Source organism: Curtanaerobium respiraculi, from assembly GCF_024609215.1.
GTDB classification, from domain to species: domain Bacteria; phylum Actinomycetota; class Coriobacteriia; order Coriobacteriales; family Eggerthellaceae; genus Curtanaerobium; species Curtanaerobium respiraculi.
Window position 1 is genome coordinate 1 of record NZ_JANIPD030000015.1, and the last position, 25,954, is coordinate 25,954.

Consider the following 25,954-nt stretch of genomic DNA (forward strand, 5'->3'; position numbering starts at 1 on the left):
CATTCGCGGCACTCGCGCTCGCGTGGCTGCTCGCGTCGAATGCCCTGGGCACGACCTATGTGAACCTCCTGCTGGTGCAGGTTGCCCTCGCGGTCATCTTCAGCGCGGCGTCGACGTACGTCTTGGACCGTCACCTCGATCTGAGGTGAGCACGTCGCCGGGGGCCACGTCCTACAGCTGGCCTCCCGGCGGGCCTCTCCCGCGCTGGCATGAAGGCATGGGATGGGCATGATCACTTCGTCCGGGCCGCCATGCCGGGAGAAGGTTTTGTCTGCGCACAGCCCTGGGAGATAGGGAAGGCGCTTTCCGCCTCCCGTGCTAGAATGCAGGACATGCTTGCATCCGTTTTAATAGTCGAGGATGACGCCGACCTCAGCACGATCATGGCAACGCGCCTTTCCAAGGCGGGCTACGGTTGCACGCAGGCCTATTCGGGCACCGAAGCCGCGCTGCGGCTCGAAGCGCATGCCTTCGACCTCGTGGTCACCGACCTCATGCTACCCGGCGCCTCGGGGGAAGAGCTCGTGGGCGCCATCCGCGCACAGGGTTCGCATGTCCCCGTTCTCGTCACGTCGGCGCGTGCTGCATCGGCCGACAAGGTTGCGCTGCTGCGCCTCGGCGCCGACGACTACCTCGCGAAGCCCTTCGATCTTGACGAGCTTGAGGCGCGCGTGGCGGCGCTCCTACGCCGTGCTGGCAAGGACCTGGCGGCGCAGGGCACGGGCCTGACGGCTGCGCTTTGCGCAGGCCGCTGGAGGATCGATCGCGAGGCACGCATCTTTTCCGTGGACGGGCGGGACATCCCGCTGACGCGCATCGAGTTCAACATACTCGAGCTGCTCGCCTCGCACCCCCGCAAGGTGTTCACAAAGGCGGAGCTCTACGAACTCGCCTGGGGTGAGCCATACGCCGCCGACGACAGCACCGTGAACACGCATATCTCCAACATCCGCGCCAAGCTGCGGTCCACGGGCGCCGATTCATACATCCAAACGGTCTGGGGCCTGGGATTCAAATTGAATGCCAGCTGAGTATGGCCGCCTTTCCTCAAACTTTCTTAAGACCTGCTTGGAACTTGCTTGAACAACCGTGTCTAACGTGTATTCACGACAGGGAACGCTTGCAGGAGAGGAAGGGTTCATGAGTACTGAATACGCGATACGGACGCACGGGCTCACCAAACGCTATGGCGCGCAGGCCGCCGTGGACGAGCTGGACATGCACGTGCCGCGCGGATCCATCTACGGGTTCGTCGGGCGCAACGGCGCCGGCAAATCGACCACGATGAAGATGCTCGCCGGCTTGGCCGCGCCGACGGAGGGTACCATCGAGCTGTTCGGCGGAGATGCAAGGCGCTACGCCGACCCGATCGGGGTGATTATCGAGGAGGCGGGGGTGCTGCCCAACTTGGACGCATATGCCAACCTCATGTCCAAAGCGCTTGCGATGGGCGTGGCAAACGCGCATGCCCACTGCGCCGAGCTGCTCGAGCTCGTCGACCTCGCCGGAGTGGGGCGCAAGAAGGTGCGCGGGTTCTCGCTGGGCATGAAACAGCGGCTGGGCCTGGCGCTCGCGTTCGTGGGCACCCCCGACCTGCTGCTGCTCGACGAGCCGCTCAACGGGCTCGACCCCGAGGGCTCCCGCTCCATGCGCTTGCTGCTGGCCCGCCTGCGCGACGAGCGCGGCGTGACGATTCTCATCAGCTCACACGTGCTCGACCAGCTCAATCGCGTGGCCGACCGCTTCGGCGTGATCTCCGACGGGCACATGGCAGCCGAGTTCACCGACCGGCAGATGCAGGAGGCCTGTGGCGAGTTCATACGCGTGGACACCTCCGACAACCCGCGTGCGCTCGCGCACATCGAGGAGGCGCTGCCCCAGGCAACGGTGCGCGTGGAGCATGGCGGCGCGCTCAACGTTGGCGGCGTGAACGACACGCAGGCCATCGCTCGCACATTGCAGGACGCGGGGCTTGTGATCCTCGAACTCTCGCCCGTGCGGCGCGATATCGAGGATTTTTTCCTGGAGATCATGGAGAAGGGGGCTCGCCATGCTTAACCTGCTGAAATCCGACCTGTACCGGCTCGTCCACGGCAAGATGCTGTGGGTGCTCATTGCCGTGATGGCCATCGGCGCAGCATTCGTGGTCGCGATGTCATGGTTCGTCAGCACCGACACGTTCAGGGAGATGGCGATGCAGAGTGCGAGCTCGGGAGGTCAGGGAGGCACGGGAATTTCGGTAGGCGTGCAGTCATCGGGAGGCGCGGACATTACCGCCATCGATACCATCGACGCCACGACAGTGCCCGGCCTCACCTATGTGGCCGGCGGCACGATTGTAGGCGGTGGGTTCATCGTGTTGCTGCACGGCCTGTTCACCGCCCTCTTCCTCTCGTCCGACGTCAGCACCGGCTTCTTGAAGGGCGTGCTTGCGGCACGGCGCAACAGGATGGCCTACTATCTTGAGAAGCTGCTCGTCATCGAGCTCGTCGCGCTCGCGTTCGTGGTAGTGGGGGTCGCCACCTGTGCCATCGGCACCACGGTTGCTGGCTTCACGTTCACCGATCCGGATTCCATCGGCATCCTGCTGGCTTGGATGGCGCTTTCCTGGCTCATCGCATGCGCCTACGCCTGCATCGTCGCCCTCATCACGTGGATCACGAGAAGCGTCGTCGCCGGTACCGTGACGGCAGTCGGCATCACCATGGCAGAAGGTATCGTCCAGTCGGTCTTGGGTTCGCTGTTCTCCGGCTCGACCGTGGCGGGCGCCATCGCGGGCTGGCTGCCCCTCACAAGCGCTGGGCTGCTTGGCGCCGGCTCGGGTTTTCTGTCCGCCGCCGCGCCGGCAGGGGAGGTGATCACGCCGCTTGCCCATGTGTTGATCACGGGAATCGTCTGCGTTGCCGTCTTCGGTTGCGCATCGCTCACGATCGCCCGCAAGAGGGACGTCTAGCATGGATCCCGTCGTCCTCATAGCTGCCTTCGCTGCCGGCACCGTGCTCGCCGGCGGCATCGTCAGCTGGCGTTGGCGGCGGGAGCTCGCGCGCATGACCCGCTTCCTTCTCGAACGAGACGCACAGAGCAACGTGCGGCTGCATACGGAGCTGCCGGGGCGGGCAGAACGGGAGCTCGCGCTCAGCATCAACCGGCAGCTCGACGACGCGCAGCTCGAGCGCATCGCCGCCGCGCGCCACGCGGCCGCCTTCCAACGAGATCTCGAATCGCTTTCACACGACATCCGCACCCCGCTTGCCGGGGCCAAGGGCTACCTCCAGCTTGCCGGCGACGAAGAGGATGCCGTACGGGCGCGCCGCTATCTGGAAGCGGCCGAGGAGCGCCTCGATAGCGCGAACGAACTCGTCGAGGCGCTGTTCTCCTACACCAAGTCGCTTGATGACGATGTGGAGCTCAAACTGCGGCCCGTTCTCGTTCTGCCGCTGCTCTCGCGCGTGCTCGTCGGTCAGTACCCCGCATTCGAGGCGCGCGGGTGGCAGCCGACCGTCTCGTTCGCCGACGAGGGCTGCACGCTCGATGCCGACGAGGAAGCCCTCGCGCGCATCTTCGATAATCTTGTGGCGAATATGCTGCGCCATGGCGTCTCCGCGCCGCGCATTGTCCAATCCGGGCACGATGTGGATTTCAAGCTCGCTTTCGAAAACGAGGTGGCCGACCCTGTCTCAATCGATACGAACAGGCTCTTCGAGCGCTTCTACCGGGGTGACAGCACCCGGAGCGCCAGCGGCTCGGGGTTGGGCCTTGCCACTGCCCGCCAGCTTGCCCAGCGGATGGATCTGGAGCTTTCGGCGGAGCTCGACGGGCGCGTCCTGCGCATCAGCTTGGCGTAGGATCCACGCGCTCAGGGCGTCCGAGACCGTGCCGGGGCAAGTGAAGCCGGGCGGTTGCGCGTCGAAGATGCGTCGTATGGCGGGGGAGTTGAGACGCCTGGAGGCCGAGGGGGAATTTCTCGCGGCGCTCGGCAGGGTGTCCTGGATTCCGGGCTCGGGCACTTGTTTCCATGCCCATCAACATGGTGGTACGATTCGCATATGCAATCACAATGACTTCGGAGTGCGCAGGAATCGCATGAGGGGCTTCTCGGACGGCGACCATAAGGATTTCGGCAAGGATGCCCTGCCGGTGCTCTCGCGCGCCTGCCATGAGCTCTCGTGGCTCTTGGATCGCGATTACTCGCGCGACACGGCGCGTGACTTCGTGGGCGACCGCTACCAGCTCACCGCCAGGCAACGCCTCTTCATGGCCCGTGCGGTGTCCGGAAAGGCCGCCGCGAGCGGTCGGGAAGCCAAGCGCTTGGATAAGCGAAGCCTTGCCGGGAAGAACGTCCTCGTCGACGGGTTCAACGCCATAGTCACGTTGGAAGTCGCGCTCTCGGGCGGGCCGATCGTTTCTTGCGAGGACGGCACGGTGCGCGACCTGGCGGGCATGCGCGGCGCGTACCGTCCGTGCGATCGGACCGGTGAGGCGATTCGCATGCTCCTCGCATATTTCGCCGGAATCGGTGCGGATAGCGTCGGATTCCTCATAGATGCGCCGGTGTCCAACTCCGGCAGGCTGCGCGGCATCGTCCTTCGGGAGGCCGTGTCCTTCGGGGGAGTGCGGGTGACCGCCGGTCTTGAGCGCGATGTCGATGCAGAGCTCTCCGCGAGCAGGGACGTCATCGTCACCAGCGACAGCGCCATCCTCGATCGGTGCGCGGCGTGGTCGAATGCCGTGGCCGAGATCGTGGGCGGCCTCGGCGGGGTTTGGATGATCGACGCTATGCCGCCATCGCAAGGGTTCGCGGCGCCACCGCATGAAAGCTAGATCCGAGGCCTCGCGCGCACCTTGTCCGGATGCCAACCTTGATTCAAAAGGGCGGGGATGGTTTCCATATCGCGCCAAATCCCGTCAACCGTCGCCAACCGTGGCGAGCCATTCCCCGTTCCCCGATCCCGCCCCATTTCACGATGCTCCATCAAATGGAGGAATGGAAGCGGTAGCTATGTTCCCGTTGCCGCCGACCATTTACGACACCTGTCGTCCAAATGGAATATTTTCAGCCAGTCGGGATGATTCCGCCTCCTGCATGCCCTATGCTTATCGATAAATGTTAGCAATACCTAACTTATGTAGGGGGTACCTCGATGCCGTCAAGCAAAGAAGCCGTCCAACAACCAGCTCCTTCGACATCGAGGGCGCTTAAAGGCCGCGACCTCATCTCCATCGGCATCTTCGCCGCGCTTTGGTTCGCCATCAGCATGGTGTTCATGCTGATCAGCGGTATTTCCCCCTACATCTGGGTTATGCTTCCCGCCATCGATGCGCTTTTCTGCGCAACCCCGATCCTCCTGCTTTGCGCACGCGTGCAAAAGCCGGGCGCGCTTCTCGTCATCGGCATCGTTTTCGGTGGGTTTTGCTTTCTCTCGGGATCGTTCTCGCCCTATATCCTCGCCTTGTTCGTCGGCGGCACCATCGTCGGCGAGGCTATCCGTTACATCACCCATTACACCAACTTCATGGGTAACGCGTTCGCCTACGCATTCTTCTCCCTCGGCATGTGCGGCAGCCCGCTTCCCATATGGACGCTCGGGCAATCCTTTTTCGACCAGATGCTCGCACAGGGCATAAGCGCCGAATATGTCGGGCAACTCAGCGGCATCGCCACGACCCCGACGCTCGTTCTCATGTTCGCGTCTACGCTCGTCTGCGGCGTTTTAGGCGCCTACCTCTCGCGCGTGCTCTTCAAGAAACACTTCGCGAAAGCCGGAATGATCTGATGTCGCAAGTTGGCATCGGCCGACATACCCTTGGCCGCCGCCCCAAGAGAGGGGTGCTCGATCCGGACCCACGCACATACGTGGGTCTGCTCGTGCTATTCACATTCAGCGCATTCATGGAAAAGAGCTTGGCTGTCGAACTTGCTCTCGTCTTGAGTATCGCGCTGCTTCAGGCGCTGTGCGGCCATGCGAAGATGGCGGCGGTATTTCTCGCAGTGTATGCAGCCTTGCTGGGAACGCTCTACTTCGCATTTCCCCACATGCAGATGGCCGCTGCAACGACTTTGCTCTTCAGTTTCACGCTCAACCGCAAAATCTACCTCAGCCTGATGGTGGCGGTGCTCATGGCATGCGAATGTTCGGTGCATCGTGTCGCTGCCGGTCTCTATAAGATGCACATGCCGAGGCAAATCGTCATTCCTGCGATGGTCACCCTGCGTTATCTTCCCACCCTTGCGCACGAGGTTGGCCGCATCCGCGACGCTATGCGGCTACGCAGCATTCCACGCGCCGAACGCATCGAGGCCTTCACCGTGCCGCTTATCATGTCCGCAACCTCGACCGCGGACGAGCTGTCTCGGGCGGCGACATGCCGCGGCATCGAGAATCCCGCTCTGCCCACCGACACCGAACGATTGCGCATGCACGCGTCCGATTGGGCGATTCTCGCATTCGGTGCCATCGCGTTATCCCTCGTTCGGTTCTGGGGCGGATCGTATTGATTGAAAGTGGTCCCATAATCAGGCTCGATGATCTTGCCGTGCATGCAGGTGGATCGGCGAGGAACGTCGCCGGCAACCTTATCCAGGACGTGAGCTTGGACATCGAACCGGGCGAGTGCGTTTTGCTTTGCGGCCCATCGGGTGCGGGAAAGACCATGGTCACGCAATGCATCAACGGCATCGTCCCTCACTTCGAGCTTGCGCTGGCACGTTCGGGGGAAGTTGAGGTCTGCGGCCATGACCCTGCGATGGCAGAGATGTACGAGCTTGCCGATCATGTCGGGAGCGTCTTCCAAAACCCCAAAAGCCAGTTCTTCAACCCGACCTCCACCGATGAGCTCGCGTTCGGCCTTGAGGCGTCCGGGGCCGATATCGACTATATCGAGCGGCGCGTGAACGCCGTCGTTGCCGATATGGGCATCCAACACCTGCTCTTTCGCGATGTCAACCGCATGAGCGGTGGCGAGAAACAGAGCTTGGCGCTCGCTTCCGTGGCGCTTTCCGACCCCGACGTCTATGTACTCGACGAGCCTACGGCAAACCTCGACGAGTCAGCCGTGCGCGTGCTGCACGACCAGCTGCAAGGAATTCGTTTCCGCGGAAAGACCATCGTCATTTCCGAGCACCGGCTCTATTTCACAGCCGACCTCATCGACAGGGCGATATTGTTGGAGAACGGCCGTATCAAGTGCCAGCTGACGGCAGAGGAACTCCGCAACCTGGATGCAGTCCAGCGTGAGGAGCTCGGATTGCGTGCCGTGACCGCCGAAGATGCGCTTGCGCTGCCCCTGCGCACGGCAAGCGCAAACGGAAGTGCGCTGCGCAACGGTCTTTCCCTGCGGAACTTCACATGCAGGCGCAAGAGTAAAGCCGTGTCGAAGCCCGTTGATCTCGATGTCCCGCGAGGTCGCGTCGTGGGTATCATGGGATCGAACGGGACGGGCAAGACCAGCCTGCTGCGTGCAGTTTGCGGGCTGGAAAAATCAGGTGGCCGCCTGTGCGTGGACGGGCGGGAGCTCAACGCAAAAGCACGCAGGAAATGCTGTGCGATGGTCATGCAAGACGTGAATCATCAGCTCTTCAGCGACAGCGTCCTCTCGGAATGCCTCCTCGCAGGATGCAGCGAAGAGGAGGCCCGCACCATGCTCGCATCCCTCGACTTGGGGCATCTCGAGCAGCGCCATCCCATGGCGCTCTCGGGCGGGCAAAAGCAGCGGCTCGCCATTGCATGCACCCTCCTTTCCGGCAGGGGCGTGCTCGTGTTCGACGAGCCCACCAGCGGGCTTGACCTTGCCCACATGCGCGAGGTGAGCGCGCTCGTGCGCCGTGTGGCGGAAAGCGGGGTCGCCATCCTCGTGGTTTCGCATGACTGCGAGTTCGTGCGCGAATCTTGCGATAGCGTGTTCTATATGGAGAGAGGTCATGATGTATAGACCGCAGGCGACCAAAGACATGCTCGACAATATAGTCAGCGAGCAGAATTCTTCGGGCGACCATATGGAGGTGGTGACCGAAGGGTCGCGCAGCATCCTGCGCATAAGCAACGAAACCGGCTCGGGCACGATGCTCTTCCACAACATCTTCCCGGGAATCGCCGTCTCCTTCAACGACTTCCACATGCAACGCTGCGTCACGGGCGTGCACTCGGCGGCAAAACCGCTGTGCATCGATCATTGCCGCGAAGGACGCATGGAGCAGCCTCTCCACGGCGGCACGTACGTGTACGTCGAAAAAGGCGATCTCAAGCTCGACGATCGATCCCACCATGAGGGCGTCTTTGAGCTGCCGCTCTCGCGATACAGGGGAATCTCCGTCTCCTATGACCCAGATGAGGCGCAAGCCTCAATCGACAAGGTCATCGGAGCAGGTGTGGTGAGTCTCGCTGAGATGAAGAACCGCTTCTGCGTAGATGGCATGCCCATGGTCCTGCACGAGGTCCAGGGTGCCGAGCATATTTTCTCCGAGATGTACGCAGCGCCCGAAGGCGTGCTCGACGCGTACTTGCGCGTGAAAACGATAGAGCTCGCGCTGTTCTTGGAGGGCCTCGTCCCCAATGCCTCCACCGACCGCCGCCCATACCTCTATCGCTCCCAGGTTGAGAAGGTGCGCGCCGCGCGCGACCTCATGGTCGACGACCTGACCCGCGAATACACGATCGCCCAGCTCGCCGAGCGTTTCAACATGCCCACTACGGCTTTCAAGGCTTGCTTCAGGGGCGTCTACGGGATGCCTCCCGCCACGTATCTGCGCGCGTACCGCATGCAGCAAGCCGCAGACATGCTCATGAACACGAGCCTGAAGATCGCGGATGTCGCCGCCTCCGTAGGCTATGGCAGCGCCTCGAAATTCACGCAGGCATTCCGCGACGTGATGGGCGCCACTCCGAGCAGCTGGCGCAAAACCCAGCATCCGTATGCCCTGAAACAGGCGTACGGGGGCAAGATCCCGTCTAAACGGGATAACTTTGCCTAATCGAATCAAGCTTTTGCGAGACAAGCGATACGCTCATGCAAAAGGATATTAGATCGATCTAACTATTGAAATGAGCCATGCCGTGAGTCGAAAAAAACAAGGAGCTGAGAAAGCCATAAGGGGCGAATCGCCAGACGGTAGCCGCAAGGACACGAGCGGCTGGCTTTCCACGCTCCTCCATTTTGCCGCGCGCTGCAAGGGGCGCATGGCGATCGCAGAGCTGATGTCGATCATAAGCGTGCTCCTGCAGCTCGTCCCATTCTACGCGATCTATCGCATCATCGAGGCAGTCATCGCTGCGCCTGCAGCAGACCTGGGGGGCGCCGTCATGCTCTGGGCGCTTGTCGCGATCGGATCGCATGTCGTGAGCCGAGTCAGCTTCGGCTTCTCGACGATCAACGCTCACATCAGCGCCTACACCATCCTTGCCGAGCTGCGTGAGGAAGTTGCCACGAAGATGATGCGCGCCTCGCTTGGCACCGCTCAATCCAAGAGCATCGGCAACCTGAAGAACTTGGTCGTCGACCGCATCGAATCGATCGAAGTGCCGCTCGCGCATATGATTCCCGAGCTTTCAGCGAATCTATTGCTTGCCATCGGCATCGCCATATGGCTCATCGTGATCGATTGGCGCGTTGCGCTCTCGTGCTTGGCCACCCTTCCTATCGGCCTTGTCGTCATGGCGCTGGGGATGCAGGGCTACTACAAGATGTACGACCGGTACCTTGCGCTGCAGGATGCCGTGAACACCGCTATGGTCGAATACATCGAAGGCATCCATGTGGTGAAGGCGTTCAACCAGACGACTGGCAGCTATACCAAGTTCGCAGACGCCGTTCGCAGCTTCAAGGACTTCACGCTCATGTGGATGAGGACATCGTGGGTTGCGCAGAGTTTGGCGATGTCCGTGATCCCAACGACGCTTCTGGGCGTTGTGCCGGTAGGTGTTGCATTGTACCTGGGAGGTGCGCTCACCCCCGCCGAGTTCGGTCTCGCCTGCATCCTCGCTTTCGCGATCGTGACGCCGGTGACGTACCTCGGCGCATCATTCAACGAGATGAACTTGCTCAAGTACGCCATCGCGGACGCACGCGAGTTTCTGGACCTTCCCGAGCTCGCTCAGCCGGACGGGCCCGCGCAGGTGCGGGGGAGATCCGTGCATATGGAAAACGTGCGCTTCTCGTATTCCGAGGAGGTCGAGATCCTCCACGGCATCAGCCTCGAGGCGCCCGAAGGCAGCGTGACCGCACTCGTGGGGCCGAGTGGTTCGGGCAAGTCCACCCTTGCGCGGCTGATCGCACGGCATTGGGATGTCTGCAACGGAAGCGTTCGCATTGGCGACGCCGACGTGCGCGACATGACGCTCGACCAGCTCTCTAGCATGGTGAGCTTCGTCTCGCAAGACGGATTCCTCATCGACGGCACGCTGCGGGAAAACCTGCGTCTAGGCAAGCCGGATGCGGCGGACGAGGAGATCGACGCCGCCGCGCATGCCGCGAGTTGCGACGAGTTCGTAAGCCGCCTGCCGCTTGGATGGGACACGCCCGCAGGCGAGGCGGGGCATGCGCTCTCCGGCGGCGAGAAGCAGCGCATCTGCATCGCGCGCGCCATCTTGAAGGACGCTCCCATCGTCGTGTTCGACGAAGCGACGGCATTTGCCGATCCGGAGAACGAGGCGCGCATCCAGCAGTCGGTGGCGCGCCTTGCCCGGGGGAAGACGTTGATAGTCATCGCGCACCGCCTCTCGACCATCGCGTCCGCCGACCGCATCTACGTCATCGACGCAGGCGAGGTCGCGGCCGTGGGAACGCACGAGCAGCTGCTTGCGGAGAACGGACTCTACGCCAGCATGTGGAGGGCGCATATCGGGGCTGCAGCCTGGGCTGCAAGCTCGCACGGCGCGAAAGGCGCTGGCGCAACCGCGCGTGCTGTCGAAACCGCCAGGGGAGGGGATGCCGAATGATCAAGGCGTACAGGAGGATCATCGCCTGGGTGGGAACGATGAGGGGCCGCGTGTACGGTGGATTCGTGCTCTCGATTTTCACCGCGATCGCGACTGCGGTCCCGCTTTTCGCAGCCGCATGGGTCTTGGGCCGGCTCGTAGATGATGCCCGCGGCGAGGCACGTGTCGACGCCGGGCTCATCTGGCTTTCCCTCGGCATCATCGCAGGCTGCGTACTCGTGCGCTTCGCGTTCGAGTACGCTAAGCACCGCGTGCAGGAAAGCGTCGGCTACGAACGCGCCGCAATCACGCGCCTCGATGTGGGCGACGTGCTCAAACGCGTGCCGCTCGGCTATTTCCAGAGGGTGAAGACCGGAGACATACTTTCGACGGTCACCACCAATCTGAATATCCTCGAGCTCGAAGGCGTGCGTCAGGTGGATGCCGCGCTCGGCGGATACACCAGCGCCGCGATCATCACGCTGTGGCTGCTTTTCGTTTGCCCGGCTGCGGGCCTTGTCTCCATCGCTGCCGTTGCATTGGTTACGATAACGCTCGTCATCATCAATCGTACGAGCGCACGGCTCGCCCCTGCCGCGAAGACCGCCACCGAGCGTCTTTCCGGCGCCGTGGTCGAGCTGCACAACGGATTGGGCACCGCGAAGTCGTATGGGACGAGCGGCGCCGTGCGCAAGCCATACGACACGGCTGTCCGCTCCCTGCGTAAAGCCCGCATCGACATCGAATTCGGATTCACTCCACCCAACATCGCGCACAAGACGATCCTGCAAGTCGCCTCCGTGGTGCTCGTGGTCGTAGCGGTTGCGACATTTGCCGCAAGCGGCATCGAGCTGTGGGAGTCCATCGCCGTCGCGTTCTTCTCGACGAGCATCTTCGGGGCGATTGCAAGGCTGACCGACTCCGCGCACATGTTCGGCGATATCAACGAGGCGCTCGACCGCTTGAGCGCAATCGAAGAGGCCGACTTCATCGACGAGGATGGTCGCGAGATCGAGCTTGAATCCTTCGATATCGAATTCGAGAACGTGAGCTTCGCCTATGACGATCGCGAGGTGCTGCATGATGTGAGTTTCTCGGCGCCCGAGGGCACGACCACCGCGATCGTGGGGCCATCCGGTTCGGGAAAGACGACGCTTTCGAACCTCATGGCTCGCTTTTACGACGTGAACGCGGGCGCAGTGCGCATCGGCGGGCACGACGTGCGCGAGTTCACGGTGGATAGCCTGCTCCGCAATTTCTCGATGGTCTTCCAGGACGTGTACCTGTTCAACGATACCATCGAGGCGAATATCGCCTTCGGCACTACCGGCGCGACCCGTGAGATGGTGGTAGAAGCGGCCAAACGTGCGCGTTGCGACGAGTTTATCCGAGCTCTGCCGGATGGTTACAGCACCGTCGTGGGCACGGGTGGCAGCACCCTTTCCGGCGGCGAGCGCCAGCGCATCTCGATCGCCCGCGCCCTGTTGAAGGATGCTCCCATCGTCGTGCTCGACGAGGCCACCGCCTCCATCGATCCGGAGAACGAGCGGCTCATCCAGCAGGCGCTTACCGAGCTCACGGTAGGGAAGACCGTTGTCGTCATCGCCCACCGGCTCGCAACCATCGAGCAAGCGGACAACATATTGGTGGTCGAAGATGGGCGGATCGCCCAGCAAGGCACCCACGAGAAGCTCATGGAGCAGGAAGGCACGTACCGCCGCTTCGCCGAGGCGCGCGCCGCAGCAGAGGGATGGCGCATCGCATAGATGGCGCCAACCTTAGCCGCCATGACGGAATGGCCCCGAATCAATCGCTGCCAGCGCTTTAAGATCAACTCTTCTTCAGGGATTCGAGCTCTTCTTTTAGAGCCCTTCGATCAAGGTATCGCTCCTCAAGGTTGCTTACAATGTTCATAGCGTCAGATGTCCCGAAAAGGCTCTGGTACTTCTGGATGAGGCTTCAGGCATCACGATAAACCGACCTGCTGCTCGATCACTATCCATTTGGCAATCTGCAAACCATTGGAGCTGATAATAGTGTCGATTTGCAATCTGGGAGATGCAAAGCATGGAGCGCTGGTGCAATCAGATGAGCCATCGTCTCTACTGGAAAAAGGTCGCGACCCCTTCTTTTCCGGTTACACTATCACTGGGGCGGTGACGCTGCATCGCTATATCATGGGTGATCGCACGCAGGTGCCCGCCGACTCCGACGAGTATTTTGCGCAGGAGGGAAGATGATGTACCTAGGCACTTACGAGAGTCCCGTGGGAACTCTCACTCTGGCAAGCGACGGGCCGCATGTGTGCGGGCTCTGGCTCGACGGCCAGAAGTATTTCGAGGAGAAGCTTGCCGTCCGCGTGGGTGCTGCCTCCGACGAGCGCGTGGAAGGCGAGCGCGCACGCGATGCGTCGCCAGCCCTACGCGCGGCTTTCGTCTGGCTCGATACATACTTCGAGGGACGCGACCCAGGAAAGCTGCCGCCGATTCAGCTGCATGGCACTCCGTTCCAGGAGCGGGTGTGGGCAGAAATCGCGAAAATCCCCTATGGATGCCTCGCCACGTACGGCGGCATCGCGAAGGCGCTCGCTGCCGAGCAAGGCGATGACGCGAAGATGTCCGCGCGCGCCGTCGGCGTGGCTGTCGGCCGCAACCCGTGTTCCATAATCGTGCCGTGCCACCGCGTTGTGGGATCCACGGGGAGCTTGACCGGGTATTCGGGCGGCATCTCCCGCAAGGTGAAGCTGCTCAAGCTCGAGGGCGTCGACACGAGCAGGCTCAAGGTGCCTACCCGAGGCACCGCGCTGTAGCCCGGTTTTCGCATGGGAGGCCGGCAGAAGATGGCAGAGAGATACTTTCCCTATGGCGATGAGGAAGTCGCCTATCTGAAGGCACGGGATAAGAAGCTGGCCCCGGTTATCGATCAGATCGGCCACGTGTGCCGTGCGATGGATGGCGATCTGTTCGGCTCCGTCATGCACCACATCATCGGCCAGCAAGTTTCCACCGCGGCGCAGCAGACCGTGTGGAAGCGCATGCGAGAGGGGCTTGGAGAAGTTTCTGCGGTCGCGGTTGCCGCGTCGAACGCGGACGAGCTCCAGGCGTTCGGCACGACGTTCCGCAAGGCGGATTATATGCTCGATTTCGCGCGGAAAGTGGATTCGGGCGAGTTCGACCTCGATGCCGTGCGTTCCATGCCTGATGAGGACGCGATCGCCGCCCTCTCATCGTTGCGCGGCGTGGGGGAATGGACGGCCGAAATGATCTTGCTATTCTGCCTGGGACGTCCAGACATCCTCAGTTTCAAGGATCTGGCGATCCAACGCGGCATGCGCGCGGTCTACCACCATCGAGAGATCACCCGCGAGCAGTTCGAGAGATATCGTCGTCGCTACAGTCCCTACGGTAGCGTTGCGAGCCTGTACCTCTGGGAAGTCTCCCGCGGCGTCATTTCCGGGTAAGGCGTCTATTGCGCGAGTTGTCGGGCTGGTTGTTCTTCAGGATTTTGCGCACAGGTTCTCCCTGCGAACGTTGCTTCCGCTTGCGGGTTCTTCCGTTGCCGTCGGAGGGGGAATCCACTGCACGCAGAATGTTGTCAGGTAGGGCAGTTTGTCGCGAAAATCTCCTCTTGAGTTCGGTTACCGTGTCGCACCATCGTTTCAGGCGTTCTCCTCATATCGCCGGATACGGTTATCGGCGATTCGGTTATGCGTCATCTGACATGTACGAACCGAGCGACCCATCATATAGTTACGCTTGCAAATGGTAGAGCGGAAATGGTAAAGGCAGTTGGACTGGTCGGCGCAACCTTAAAAGCTCTTTGCCGCCACGATCGCGAAGAGGGCGAAGCCCCACATCACCTGGGCGAGGACTTTCATCCTCTTCGCCGCCTTTTCGATTTCCGCGTCGATCATTGCCATGTCTCCCTTCACGAGCTGGTCTATGGAGACGTCGAATAGGTCGCTCATCAAAAGCAGACTCTGCACGTCGGGATAGGTCTTGCCCGTCTCCCAGTTGGAAACGGTCTGGCGCAAGACGAAGATGGCGCGCGCCAGACCGTCCTGGGACATGCTCCTGTCCCCGCGATGCTGTTTGATGAGGTTTCCGAGTTCCATGCGTTCCTTTCCGAGACGACGGCTCCGCCGTCCTGCTCCTGAAGATAGGGATATCCTACGGCATGCGCAGTCCAATGGGTTTGGCAGGGGCCCGTTTCAGGGTCTTTCGCTTTGCAAAATGTCTTTTACAGCTTTCTCACCCGGCGTTTTACCAATTCGAGGCTGAGGTGCTTCATCGAGCAGCTGGCGGAACCGCCCCGTGCCATATAGCAGCTCGACCGCGCAACTACCTGAAGTCATGAGCCCGCGAGCTCGGCTCCGGCCGATCGGTCGGGCCGGGCCAACTTCGGGGGTTTCTCGCCTTCTCTCTGCCTGGGATCTCCGCGCTGGAACAAGGGCGGCTCCGTTTCCCCAGCTCTCGGGCTTGCCGGCCGGCTCCCCTTCGGTTCCCCAGCTTCCGGAAAAGCCGGAAACTCCCGAAGCTGGCCCCCGAAGGGCGCCATCCGGCCTTCCAGGGTTAGGAAAGGCCGGAAACCCCCGAAGCTGGCCCATCGGGGATGGGTCCCGGCGCGCAGGTTGGCGGAAGGTGCAGACGGTAGGGTGTTTTTCCGCAGCAAGGTATGAGCTTCCCACCGCGCCCCCGCCCCGGGACAAGCTGCTTGATATTTGCGGGAAGGCAAACAAGCAGGAGAGTTGGCCCGCCGGAAAAAGCCGAAAGGTATCCTGGCTACGCAAGCCTCTATGCGAAGGAGCGAGGGTTCAAAAAAACGTCGCCTATCTTGCCGAATTCTTGAGAACTCTGCATCTATTCTTGCGTGCCTTGACGAATTCGACTTTCAGGCGGGCCTGCTCGCGCATACGCCCTTCAACACGCTTCGTCGCACTTCCCGGTGCTGGGGCTGCGCGGTCCTGCTGGGGCGCGCGATCTTTTATGCTATGGGTGCTCGGTGTCGCCGGAGAGCAGGAACACGGTCGAGACGATAAACGCAAGGCCGGCGAAGTCCATGATAGTGAGGGGCGTTCCCAGCCAAAGTGCCGCAAAACCGGTGGAGCTGGCGCCTCCCACGCTGGCGAGCATGCTCGTGCACGAAGGACCGATGTCCTTCACTCCCTGGTAATAGCAGAAGAAGGAAACGACCGTGCCGAGCATCGCGACACCGCCGATAAGGGCGAGCCAACCGGAAGCGACCAGAGCCAGTACATCGTGCAGGTTAGACGGGGGAGCGAGCGCCCGCTTCCCCTCCAAACACAGGGCAAGCACCACCATGAGCACCCCGGCGGTGCCGATGCGTACCGCGGCCACCCATAGGGGGCCGGTCGCAAAAATCAAGCACTTTTTCCTTGGCAGGGTAAGAAAATCTTTTTTCTCCTCGGTAAGGACTTTATCCGCTCGGATGGTGGGGCTGGGAAAGGCCCTTACCGCATCGCGATACAAAGACCTTACCGTCAGCAGTCGGTCGCAAATTGATCGAACAGCAGTTGCGCGCACGCTCCCGAGAATCCTCCTAGGAACCCGCCCATGAGCGCGGCAGCAACACCCCGTGCGTTTTGGGGAATCTGAGTCATGATCAGCAGGTACTAACGCCGCACTCCGCCGCTACCCGCTGCCACACATTTTGCAGTGCGATTCTGACGCATGGTTATGCACCGGAAGCATGGTCAACCTAGGTGTAGTCACGTCGACCGCACGGAGCAATCGTGATGGGCAACCGCTCTGACCGCGCGCATGTCGGCATGACAGCATGCCGGAAATACGATCCGGAAACAGTTGCTCAATCAATCGCAAAGCTACGCGAAACCCACGTGGCGTGTTTTTGGGCAAGCGTCTGCGGCGGCACTATAATCGGTTAGATATATCTAACTACTGCGATTGCAGAATGGAACCGGCTATGTACAGGACAACGGCAAACATCGACGGCATGATGTGCGGCATGTGCGAGAACCATATTCAAGACGCCATTCGCTGCGATTTCAACGTGAAGGCTTCGAGGGGGAAGAAAACCGCGGTTATCGTGTCCGAGGAGCCAATCACGGAGGAGGCGCTACACGTCACGATCGACTCCACCGGCTACGGGCTGCTATCGGTAAGCAGCGAACTGTAAGAGAAGAAGGGCCTCAAGCTCTTCGGCAAATAGGCGTTAGGAACCGTAGGGCGGAATCGCAGATCGTGGGACCACGCGCACCAGATGAACTATGTTTCGGAAGCTTTCGTAGGACCTGAAGTATCCCAGCTCGTGAACAACCAAGAGCGTTGGATCCGCTTCCGTGCCCAACGTCTTCAAGTGGGCTGCCGCGTTCTTCCATGATTCGGGCAGATATACGCCGGATGCTATGAAGCTCGTGTAGCGGCAGCGCCGCTGCGCATTACGGAATCTCAAGCATATCCCCATGGCGCCGGTGACGGTAGCGCCAAGATCGCAGCAATGCCCTCCTGGTGTGTGCGGTGGATGGGCGATCGTGACGGCGCTTCAACAAGTTTGGGAACACCTCTGGCTGTCCCTCGTTCTGGACGGTACTCTGCTTAGGATACCTACGAATCGCTCTTGAAGGACGACCCTGATGCAAACTGATGAGAACATGAATTTCACACTGGACCTGGACGAGCTTGACGCCATGCTCGACGAGCAGCGCTCGCGCATGGACCATACGCTGAAGCTCGAGATCGAGCATTTCACCGACCCATTGTGCGGTTGGTGCTACGGCATGGAACCGGCGACCACCATGCTGCGCTTCCGCCTGGGAGAACGGGTGGATTACCACTACACGATGGGCCTGATGATCCCGGATGCGGCCCAGATGGTCGGTACCGGGCTCGAAGCCGTGCGGCGCTTCAACGCCATGAAGGGCCAGCTTGCCGCCGGTTATTCGATCATGGCGAACAAGACCGGCATGCCCATGTCGTGGGCCCATGTTCCCGGCTTGCAGCCCGACGACATCGAGACGGTCAACTCATCGCTCGCCTACGAAGCCATCAAGATCGTGGACGGCCCCGATGCCGCTTCGCGCTTCCTGAAGCTGCTGCGGCAGTCCGCCTTCGCGTTCGACATGCAGATCGGCAAGCAGGGCAACGTGGACTTGCTCGTGGAATCGACCGGCGTGGACATGGCGGTGTTCCGCGATGCGATCGAATCGGGGCGCGCCCAGTACGAGCTGGACGGGGAGGTGGCGCGCACGCGCTCGTTGGGGATCGAGGCCTTCCCGACCTTGCTTATCACATACGGTTCCATGCGCACGGTGGTCGGCGGCTACCAGACCCCTGAAGACCTGGCGGCGATCGTAGCGGATTTGACCGACGGCTACGTTACCTTGGAGGCACCGGAGTATTCCAAGGAACGCGCGCTGGATCTGCTGCGACAATTCGACCGCGTTTCGGCCGAGGAGATGCGTGCCGCATTCGACTTGACCGAAGAAGACCTGGAGATTTCCGTGGGCGTGCTGAAGAACGAGGGTCTGGTCGATGTGACGCCGCGTGGCGGCAGCTTCTTCATCTCCCTGGCTCGTTCGTAAGCTGAATAGAGCGACAGGCGCGGATTTTCAAGCCGGAAGCAAGCGCTCCGCCAGGCATGCTCAGCTTGAGTCCTACGGGTTGCAGATGCTCCAGGGAAAGCGTAGCCTGCGGCAACTGCCTCCTTGGGAAAGCAGCTCGTCATCCACGAGAAAATCGCCTGCAAGCCGGTGTATCAGGTCGTGGCAGGTCGATGCGACTTCTTTGCCGCCCGCCAGGTCGTCTACCAGTTTGTCCAGGCAGCGGATGTCGCGCATCAGGGGATCCTGCAAGGTTGCCACCTGCTCGCCGCATACCTTCCCCTTCACTGCAACGCGCGCGGGGTTCATGGCCGGGGCGTTTCTGAAGAAGTCGCCATAGGTTAGCTCCTCGGGAAGCGCCGAGGGGTTCTTGTATCCGGTCAGCCATGTGACGAGCTCGTCGACTTCTTGCTGCGTGCGGCCTTTCCGGGCGGCTTTGGCTACCAGCGCATCGTAAACCTTGCGATAATCCATCGCGTATGCTTTTTCGCTATCCATCATGCGCCTTTCTGCAGCGGGTTTGCATGCGGGCGGTCATCGTCATTATAAGCGTCGGGTGGCATGGATGCCCTGGGGGAGGATCTGGAACTCGCCCGCCTAGACCCAGGCCCCTAAGTTGCCGATGGCGTAGAGCGGAATGTTCCTCATCCAGCCCTGGTCGCGGAAGCTCGACAGGCTGAACCGACGCGGACTCATCCCCTCGTATCGTTCGTTGAAGGCGCGCAGGCTCTTGGAGCGCAGGTTTTCCTCCGCTTTCACCTCGATGGGATAAATCTCACCTTTCGACTGCACTAGGAAGTCGACCTCTCCCCGAGAGTTCTCGGTCGACCAATAGTATGGCGACAGGCCTGCCGCCACGAGCTCCTGGCAGACGTACTGCTCCGTCAGGGCGCCTTTGAACTTGGTGTACACGCGGTTGCCCTCGAGGACGGCCTCGGGCTCCAGACCGCTGGCCGCGCCGAGCAACCCCACGTCGACCATGAACACCTTGTACGCGCATCGCTCGCAGTATGCGGACAGCGGGATGGCGGGCTTGCTGACGCGCCGGGCTTTGCGGACGAGACCCGCCTGCTCGAGCCAGACAAGGCTCTCCTCGAAATCGCTCGCCCTCGCCCCCTTGCGGACCTGGCCGAAGACGAACTTCTTGTTCTCCTGGGAGAGGTGCCTGGGGATGGAGTTCCACACGAGCATGGTGCGGCCGAGCAGCCTTGCCGGGATGTGCTTGGCGAAGTCGCGCACGTAGCCGCCGAGGATCTCCCGCTGGACCTCGCGCGCCGCGCGCACGTCCTCGTCCTCCGCGAACGCCTCCACCGCGGCGGGCATGCCCCCGACCACGTAGTACTGCTTCAGGATGGCCGAGAGCTTCCCGCCGAAGGGGTTGATCGCTTGCTCGTCCCCGGACGCGATGAGGTCGGCAAACCTTCCGCCGCCCGTGCCTTTTAGGAACTCGAGGAACGAGAGCGGGTGCAGATCGAGCATGTTCACCTTGCCGACGGGGAACCCCGTGCCCTCGGTCGCCGAGATGCCAAGGAGCGATCCCGCCGCCGCGACGGTGTATTCGGGCGCGTTCTCGCAGAAGTACTTCAGCGAGGTGATCGCCTTGGGGCAGGCCTGGATCTCGTCCAGGACGATGAGCGTCTTGCCCGGCTCGATGCGTGCGTCGAGCTCGAGCGAGAGCGAGCTGATGATCCGCTTTACATCGAAATCGGCGTCGAAGAAGCTGCGCGCGAGGGAGTCGTTGTCCAGGCTCACGTATGCCATGTTCTCGAAATGGGCGCCCCCGAACTCCTTGAGAAGCCAGGTCTTGCCGACCTGCCTCGCGCCGTTGAGGATGAGGGGCTTCCTGCGCTTGCCATCTTTCCAGGTGACGAGCTGTTCCATCAGCTGTCGTTCCATGCATCCTCCTTATAATGGATATGTTAATATTTTAGCATTGAACAACAATATTAAGGACGTAATAGTGTAAACACACGCATATATAAGGACATAAATCAATCTCACTCAAGGGTGACATATGACTTTGTGCTATACGAGGGAATTCACCGCCAGTGTTACCGCAGCCTCCTTCTCTTCAGGCTTGGATTCAGCGACTACCACCGTTACCGCGACCAGGGCGCTGCCGTCCATGGCATCGTCCCTGCGGTGAACGGGGCGCGGCGCTCCAGAGCCTCGTTGACGCTCTTCCTGGCCATGGAGAGCAGGTCGGCGAGAACGTCTCCAGTGCAGGTTACGCGTGGCTTTTCGAGGGGTGTGGCCAGGATCGATTGACTCGACGAGTGGGGCCTTAACGATTACGAGCAGATTCCATCTGGATGGCTCTCGAACAATGCTCCTAGCAGCAATGCGGCCGAGAGATAGAAGGGCAGTCGCGTCTTGGCAATTACATCCTGCGAGAAGCGGGGCATCCATGTTGCAGCATGTTCCTGAAAGAATTCAGCTATTCTGTCTTGTCGGTTGGCTGCAGCGGGAGGTATCTTAATCCCGCTAGCAGAATGAATACGCCTAAGGCGAAGATGCCGATCATGATGCCCAGCTCGACAACCGTGGGAGTGTAGACCAAGCCGCTGTAAGCTGCGGCGAATCCGTTGTCCCAGTTCGTCATCGTGCTGGGCAGGGGTTTTGCTAGAAGGCGCAGGCTTGGTCTCAAGGACACGAACGTGCATGCCTCGATGTTATCAATGCATTACGCACAAATATGTGTTGTCGTAGAATGGATGACGAAGCCCTTCGAGAGGAGAATGCCAAGACATGAGCTTGGGGACGCGCCTGAGGAAGTTCCGCAAGGAGGCCGGCTTGACGCAGCGCGAGCTCGCTGGGAAGATCGGCGTGACCGAGTCCGCCGTGCGCAACTACGAGCTGGGCTACCGAAACCCCAACAAGGCGAACATGGCCGCGCTCGCGAAGGTGCTGGGCGTGACGGAGGAGGCGCTCTCCGACATGGGGCCCGAGACCGCGCGCGGGGCGCTGGAGATGCTCTTCCGCATGGAGGACTCTCTGGGGCTGAAGGTCATCGACACCGACCAGGGCCTGGCGGTGGGCGTAAACTCGTCCGAAGAGGGCTCCCGGAAGTTCTCCCGGGCCCTCAGGGCGTGGAAGCGCAAGAAGGATCAGCTGGACGCGGGCGAGATCTCAGAGACCGACTACGAGGCCTGGAAACTCTCGTTCAAGGGGTAGCTAGAGGTCCTCGAGCGACCTTCATCGATCATCCGAAGGAGCATGTGCAGCATGGAACTTGTGCCGTTGCGCGAGCAGGACGTCGCCCAATTCAAGGGAGACATGCAGGAGGCGCCTCGCCGATTGCCTAGGCGGGTTGCTTGCTAGTCGAACATGCTGCCATCGTTGAACCGCCTGCACGCATCCTGCCAGCCGGCCATGTTCCCCTTGATGGTTTCGGTGACCAGCCGGAGATCCTCTTCCGAGATGCGCCCCGCGTCACGCATGCATTTGTAGAACTTCTTGATGCTCGCCGCCGTCGTCTTGATGTTACCCGGAGTCGACCACATGCATTTGTAGATGAAGAAGTAGCCGAAATACTCGTCCAGTCGAGAGCACCCCTCCTGCATGGGGTATGCGTCCTCGCGCAGGAGGAACACGTTTAGGAAGAACCCGACGTTGTCGATGTGGCGGCGGATGGTGGCGTCCTTCAACCCCGATGCCTTGAGCCAGTCGCCGAACTCCCTGAGGTAGCCGTCGTTCTCCATCTCCCGCTCCTTGCATGCACGCTCATACGCCTCGTACTCGTCGTCCGCGGGTGCGTTCGTTTCGGGTGTCGAGGTGCTCGCAGGGGCGGATGCCAGGATGTCTTCGAACGGGATGACGTTGGCAGGCAGCTCGTTTTCTGCTCGGTTGCGCAGGTGGATGGCCTTGTTGCGCCTCCAGGAGGGCATTCGTTTGTTGATGCGTCCCAAATCGAAGTGCTCGAAGCCCTGCCCCTCGCCCCATTCGACGAGATGCCAGTGCTCGGGATCATCCTGGTCCGCGATGACCTTGAGAAAATCCTCGAAACCTCCTTCGCCCCCGACGTCGTCGGGTGGGCAGTCGCCCGCGCCCTTCTCGCAGCGCGGGTCTGCAGATGGGTATCCTTCTTCGGTTCCCAGCAAGAGGATGGTCAGATCCCAGTTGTCTCCCCAGTCGTAGGTGTAGTGCACGACGTCGGTCCGCTCGAAGACGTCCTCGAGCGTCACGTTCTCCAAGTCGACGAGCTCGCGTCCTCGCCATTCGCAGGTCTCGTCGAAGAAATCCGGTTCGAAACACCGCACCTCGCCGAGGAAGAACCTGCGCTCTTTGATGTCGAGCTCGAAGTTGTACACGTGATAGTCAAGCCAATTGAACAGCGTCTGCAGCACGATGTGCAGATCGAAGAAGGTGTATTCTGCGGGAACAACGAGCTCGCGCCAGCATGAAAGCTTCTCGAAGTCGAACCGGACGTTCAGCCGGTACGCCTTTTGGCCCTGCTTCGGCACGTCGGGCACGGGCGGCATGAACACCTCGAGGGCTGAAGTGTCTAGATTGAGAGATTCGACGAGTTGCCGGGCGGTCTTCTCGCCCTCCCTGGTGATCCAAACGGACTTGTTCTTTCGGTTCCCGCTGATAAGGTCGGCGTCCCAGAGAGCGTCCAGGGCGTCCCAATCGTAGGAGCGCCAGCTGCGCAGGGCCGCGTAGTCGCCCGAGCCCTCTGTCCAGGACGTCAGATAGAGCAGGGCGAGCACGAGACCCGCGGTCCGCACTTTTTCTTCATAAGCTTCATCGGACGGTCCGTTGCCTTTGCTGTGCGACGATTTCTTTCCCATGCGACAGCACTCCAATCTTTTCGCCTTTTGTTCGAAGCCATGGTATCAGCCTTCTTGAGTTGTCGATTGCTCGAGCGACTGGTTTTTAGCGTCGGGGCTTCTATGCAGAGGAGAATTTTGGTGACTTCTCGGTAGAATGACTGCACGTGTCGGGTTGCCTTGGGGCTGCAGGTCCGAGACGAGATTATACCATTTGCGGTTGAAGGCGATGGGAATGAGGAGACTTGATAATGCACGACGAAACGGGGCACGAGCGCGGCGGTCCTTTCAGCGAATTAGGGGATGCGCTCAAGCGATTGGCCGACGCCGAAGGAATCGGTTACCTGCAAAGGGAGCCAATCAGCGTATACCGCTACTTGGCGAAGTTGGAGGATGTCGAGCCCCGCGAAGCCCGTCTTGCTCTGGCTACGCTGCTTGCAGGGGCCATTCCGTGGGCTAAGGAGCACCGTGACGATGTCCCGTCTCTTTCGGATCGACTCGAGGTCGAATGCTTCCTCGCCTGTGGCGTCGCCGAGGAAATTGCCCGGATGTATGCCAGTTTGCTCTCCGATGAGAACTTGGAGGTCTGGGAGGCGAGGCGTGGGGAAGGCTTTAAAGAATTCTGCGTGGGGACTTGGACGCTGAAGGCGGAAACGCATTCGGCGTGGGGGCGAAGCGGCGTCCACATCTATTGCGATTGCAAAGCATCCATCAAGGTGAGCGTAAGGGATGAACGGGTTGCCCGAGATGCGGTCGGGGCTGTTCTAGACGAGAGTCCATATATTGGCGCGGAGAACATCCACGCGCTGTTCGAGCGTGCCTTGTCGTCCGAGCTCGACCGCGACTTCGACTGGTATGTGAATGCCGAGGAGTACTATGCGCCTGTCGTGGAGGATTACTGGGAGAACTTCAGGGAGCTTGCGGAGGCATTCTGCAAGGAACGCGGCTTGGAAATGGTCGACTACGATGTTTCGTGCGAACAGTCCGACTATATTTCCGATTGACCGATAGATTGCCATGCTCCGGTCGCTCATCTACCTATACTCATGATTTCCTGCCACAGGAGCTGCCGAAGATGGCGAAGGGCTCTTCGGCAGTTTCCGTGGAAGGAAACCGGGCATATGAGCAGATGAGCGGCATATAAATGTAGTTGCAGAGAGACCCGCTATTGAGCGTCTTTCGGTCCTGAGTTTGCCACCAGATGTAGTCGTCCCGTGCCTCGGACGCCCAGACCTTATTCATCGCCGCCGACTAGGTCGTGCTCCATCCCGTGGCCGACGTTCAGGTCGGCGATGGAGCGGTGCAGATGTGCGAAGTTCTCCTCGCTGTAAAACGGATCGACCGACACTTCGAATGGTATGCGGTGTTCGCGGCCCATCTTCTTTGCGAAGATGGTGAAGGTGGTGGTCATGCTCATGCCGAGTTTCTTGCAGACCGACTCCATATCGTGTTTGACGTCCTGGTCCATGCGTATGTTCACCATTGCGGTAGCCAAAAGAAAACTCCTTCCGTTCTGGGAAGGAGTTTAGCAATGACCAATATATGTAAAGCTTATATATATATATATTAATTTGCTTTACGAATTTATTCCCGCTCATACCGTTCCAAACGGAATAAGCGGAGGATTTTGCGAAACTTTGACGAATCTCTTTCCCTGATCTGTCACGGCCCCTCCATCCTTCTCCCATAGTCGATGCGAGGGGTGTTCATCCGTGGAAGCCAGCTTGATGGGCGTATTGCCCGCATACAAGAGAGGAACCTTCATGAACAAGGATCGCGGATTCAACTATTACGACGCCTACCTTAAGCAAGTCGATTATGCGAACGAGCTTGCATGCAATCTCGAGAGCGCGATTGTGACGGGGGACTTCGGTTCCCGGGAACTCGTGGACGCACTGCACACTATCGAAAACGATGCTGACGAGGTCTGCCACGAGGTGCATGCGCATCTGCTCACGGATTTTGTCGTGCCCTTCGAGCGGGGCAGCATGGCTGCGCTTGCCAACGCAATCGACGACATCAGCGACACGATAGAGGACGTCACCATACAGGCGTACTATTACCACTGCTCGGGCATCGAGCCAGCGGGGCGCGAGACGGTATCGCTGGTCGTGCTCGCGATCCAATCGCTTAGAAGCGCGATTTTGCTGCTGGGATCCCTCCCGACCCATGACGGCAAACTCAAGGGGCATCTTTTAAGTGTGCAAGACAGAGAAAGCGAATGCGACCGTATCTACATCGATGCCGTTCACGAACTCTATGGGAGAACGGATGTCGATGTTGAGCAGCGCAGGATCGCGCATGCAATCCTGTCCGCCGTCGAAAAAATCTCAGACGCCGTCGAAACGGCCGCAGAAGAACTTGAGGCTATCATAGTCGAGTACAGATAGAAACGAAGACTTTGCACGGATTTGATGCGGTGTGGCATGGAAAAGGCCCGTTGGCAGAACTAGACTATTCTCATGATCTACTACGTCGAGGACGATACCAACATCCGCGATCTGGCGCTGTACGCGTTGAAGCAGGCGGGGTTTGAAACCGAAGGGTTTCCAGGTGCCGACCCGTTTTTCCAATGTCATTAACTTAAGCGAGTGACATGCAAGCCGGCATCGCTTAGCAAAGACCCTGCAGCAGAAGCCGCAGGGTCTTTCCGCGCCATGTGGATGCAGTGGGAATATCATCGCATCCCGCATCCG

Annotated in this window: 26 protein-coding genes; 19 read left to right on the top strand and 7 right to left on the bottom strand. The window is 60.5% G+C overall.

All coding sequences use genetic code 11. The annotated features are described in order from the left end of the window. Window positions 1–332: 332 nt before the first annotated feature. From NOV21_RS06025 to NOV21_RS06090, 14 genes are all read left to right on the top strand, one after another. Window positions 333–1,031: a response regulator transcription factor gene (locus NOV21_RS06025; protein ID WP_283171643.1), complete on the top strand. Its 699-nt coding sequence runs from the start codon at window positions 333–335 to the stop codon at window positions 1,029–1,031. A 109-nt stretch (window positions 1,032–1,140) separates the two neighbouring features. Continuing rightward, on the top strand, window positions 1,141–2,058 hold the full coding sequence (locus NOV21_RS06030; RefSeq protein ID WP_283171644.1) for an ATP-binding cassette domain-containing protein: 918 nt from the start codon (window positions 1,141–1,143) through the stop codon (window positions 2,056–2,058). Continuing rightward, window positions 2,051–2,953, top strand: a complete 903-nt coding sequence (locus NOV21_RS06035; RefSeq protein ID WP_283171645.1) for a hypothetical protein — start codon at window positions 2,051–2,053, stop codon at window positions 2,951–2,953. The genes NOV21_RS06030 and NOV21_RS06035 overlap by 8 nt, the downstream gene beginning before the upstream one ends. Before the next feature lies 1 nt (window position 2,954). Then, window positions 2,955–3,845: a sensor histidine kinase gene (locus tag NOV21_RS06040; protein WP_283171646.1), complete on the top strand. Its 891-nt coding sequence runs from the start codon at window positions 2,955–2,957 to the stop codon at window positions 3,843–3,845. Window positions 3,846–4,083: 238 nt separating this feature from the next. Next, a complete protein-coding gene (locus NOV21_RS06045) occupies window positions 4,084–4,821 on the top strand; it encodes a DUF434 domain-containing protein (RefSeq protein ID WP_283171647.1) in 738 nt (245 codons plus the stop codon). Window positions 4,822–5,141: 320 nt separating this feature from the next. Then, window positions 5,142–5,774, top strand: coding sequence for an MptD family putative ECF transporter S component (locus NOV21_RS06050; protein WP_283171648.1), 633 nt, complete (start codon window positions 5,142–5,144; stop codon window positions 5,772–5,774). After that, the gene (locus tag NOV21_RS06055) at window positions 5,774–6,496 is read left to right on the top strand and encodes an energy-coupling factor transporter transmembrane component T (protein WP_283171649.1); all 723 of its coding nucleotides are present in this window, start codon (window positions 5,774–5,776) and stop codon (window positions 6,494–6,496) included. The genes NOV21_RS06050 and NOV21_RS06055 overlap by 1 nt, the downstream gene beginning before the upstream one ends. Then, on the top strand, window positions 6,493–7,929 hold the full coding sequence (locus NOV21_RS06060; protein WP_283171650.1) for an ABC transporter ATP-binding protein: 1,437 nt from the start codon (window positions 6,493–6,495) through the stop codon (window positions 7,927–7,929). Before NOV21_RS06055 ends, NOV21_RS06060 begins: the two co-directional genes overlap by 4 nt. Next, a complete protein-coding gene (locus NOV21_RS06065) occupies window positions 7,919–8,968 on the top strand; it encodes a helix-turn-helix domain-containing protein (protein WP_283171651.1) in 1,050 nt (349 codons plus the stop codon). Before NOV21_RS06060 ends, NOV21_RS06065 begins: the two co-directional genes overlap by 11 nt. A gap of 205 nt (window positions 8,969–9,173) precedes the next feature. Further along, window positions 9,174–10,931 carry an ABC transporter ATP-binding protein gene (locus NOV21_RS06070; protein ID WP_283171652.1) on the top strand — a complete coding sequence of 586 codons (1,758 nt, stop codon included), beginning with the start codon at window positions 9,174–9,176 and terminating at the stop codon, window positions 10,929–10,931. Beyond that, on the top strand, window positions 10,928–12,676 hold the full coding sequence (locus NOV21_RS06075) for an ABC transporter ATP-binding protein (protein ID WP_283171653.1): 1,749 nt from the start codon (window positions 10,928–10,930) through the stop codon (window positions 12,674–12,676). The genes NOV21_RS06070 and NOV21_RS06075 overlap by 4 nt, the downstream gene beginning before the upstream one ends. Window positions 12,677–12,988: 312 nt before the next feature. Then, window positions 12,989–13,150 (top strand): hypothetical protein, encoded by a 162-nt coding sequence (locus NOV21_RS06080; RefSeq protein ID WP_283171654.1) that lies wholly within the window; start codon window positions 12,989–12,991, stop codon window positions 13,148–13,150. Continuing rightward, complete coding sequence (locus NOV21_RS06085) at window positions 13,147–13,719, top strand: methylated-DNA--[protein]-cysteine S-methyltransferase (RefSeq protein ID WP_283171655.1); 573 nt, start codon at window positions 13,147–13,149, stop codon at window positions 13,717–13,719. The genes NOV21_RS06080 and NOV21_RS06085 overlap by 4 nt, the downstream gene beginning before the upstream one ends. 30 nt (window positions 13,720–13,749) lie before the next feature. Continuing rightward, window positions 13,750–14,370, top strand: coding sequence for a DNA-3-methyladenine glycosylase family protein (locus NOV21_RS06090; protein WP_283171656.1), 621 nt, complete (start codon window positions 13,750–13,752; stop codon window positions 14,368–14,370). 348 nt (window positions 14,371–14,718) lie between these two features. On the opposite strand, the gene NOV21_RS06095 is transcribed toward NOV21_RS06090, so the two are convergent. Together NOV21_RS06095 and NOV21_RS06100 are read right to left on the bottom strand one after the other, a co-directional pair. Further along, a complete protein-coding gene (locus NOV21_RS06095; RefSeq protein WP_283171657.1) occupies window positions 14,719–15,024 on the bottom strand; it encodes a helix-turn-helix transcriptional regulator in 306 nt (101 codons plus the stop codon). An 874-nt stretch (window positions 15,025–15,898) separates the two neighbouring features. Then, on the bottom strand, window positions 15,899–16,294 hold the full coding sequence (locus NOV21_RS06100) for a DMT family transporter (protein WP_283171658.1): 396 nt from the start codon (window positions 16,292–16,294) through the stop codon (window positions 15,899–15,901). A 559-nt stretch (window positions 16,295–16,853) separates the two neighbouring features. Here NOV21_RS06100 and NOV21_RS06105 point away from each other — a divergent pair. Next, window positions 16,854–17,066, top strand: coding sequence for a heavy-metal-associated domain-containing protein (locus NOV21_RS06105; protein WP_283171659.1), 213 nt, complete (start codon window positions 16,854–16,856; stop codon window positions 17,064–17,066). Between the two features lie 457 nt (window positions 17,067–17,523). Further along, window positions 17,524–18,471 (top strand): DsbA family oxidoreductase, encoded by a 948-nt coding sequence (locus NOV21_RS06110; protein ID WP_283171660.1) that lies wholly within the window; start codon window positions 17,524–17,526, stop codon window positions 18,469–18,471. A 72-nt stretch (window positions 18,472–18,543) separates the two neighbouring features. Here NOV21_RS06110 and NOV21_RS06115 read toward each other — a convergent pair whose 3' ends face one another. The 3 genes from NOV21_RS06115 to NOV21_RS06125 all read right to left on the bottom strand — a co-directional run bounded on the left by NOV21_RS06115 (window position 18,544) and on the right by NOV21_RS06125 (window position 21,142). Next, window positions 18,544–18,990, bottom strand: a complete 447-nt coding sequence (locus NOV21_RS06115) for a DUF2200 family protein (protein WP_283171661.1) — start codon at window positions 18,988–18,990, stop codon at window positions 18,544–18,546. Between the two features lie 96 nt (window positions 18,991–19,086). Then, window positions 19,087–20,385 carry an ATP-binding protein gene (locus NOV21_RS06120; protein ID WP_283171662.1) on the bottom strand — a complete coding sequence of 433 codons (1,299 nt, stop codon included), beginning with the start codon at window positions 20,383–20,385 and terminating at the stop codon, window positions 19,087–19,089. Between the two features lie 541 nt (window positions 20,386–20,926). Next, window positions 20,927–21,142 (bottom strand): hypothetical protein, encoded by a 216-nt coding sequence (locus tag NOV21_RS06125; RefSeq protein ID WP_283171663.1) that lies wholly within the window; start codon window positions 21,140–21,142, stop codon window positions 20,927–20,929. Window positions 21,143–21,237: 95 nt separating this feature from the next. Here NOV21_RS06125 and NOV21_RS06130 point away from each other — a divergent pair, with 95 nt between their 5' ends. Then, the gene (locus NOV21_RS06130) at window positions 21,238–21,663 is read left to right on the top strand and encodes a helix-turn-helix transcriptional regulator (RefSeq protein WP_283171664.1); all 426 of its coding nucleotides are present in this window, start codon (window positions 21,238–21,240) and stop codon (window positions 21,661–21,663) included. A 143-nt stretch (window positions 21,664–21,806) separates the two neighbouring features. Here NOV21_RS06130 and NOV21_RS06135 read toward each other — a convergent pair whose 3' ends face one another. Next, complete coding sequence (locus NOV21_RS06135; RefSeq protein WP_283171665.1) at window positions 21,807–23,279, bottom strand: DUF6429 family protein; 1,473 nt, start codon at window positions 23,277–23,279, stop codon at window positions 21,807–21,809. Window positions 23,280–23,575: 296 nt separating this feature from the next. On the opposite strand from NOV21_RS06135, the gene NOV21_RS06140 reads away from it, so the two are divergent. Further along, window positions 23,576–24,262, top strand: a complete 687-nt coding sequence (locus NOV21_RS06140) for a hypothetical protein (RefSeq protein WP_283171666.1) — start codon at window positions 23,576–23,578, stop codon at window positions 24,260–24,262. 230 nt (window positions 24,263–24,492) lie between these two features. Here the strand turns inward: NOV21_RS06140 and NOV21_RS06145 are convergent, their stop codons facing one another. Further along, on the bottom strand, window positions 24,493–24,753 hold the full coding sequence (locus NOV21_RS06145) for a type II toxin-antitoxin system RelB/DinJ family antitoxin (RefSeq protein WP_283171667.1): 261 nt from the start codon (window positions 24,751–24,753) through the stop codon (window positions 24,493–24,495). Between the two features lie 268 nt (window positions 24,754–25,021). Between NOV21_RS06145 and NOV21_RS06150 the strand changes: the two genes are divergently transcribed. Further along, the gene (locus NOV21_RS06150; RefSeq protein WP_283171668.1) at window positions 25,022–25,648 is read left to right on the top strand and encodes a DUF47 domain-containing protein; all 627 of its coding nucleotides are present in this window, start codon (window positions 25,022–25,024) and stop codon (window positions 25,646–25,648) included. Window positions 25,649–25,954: the final 306 nt, after the last annotated feature.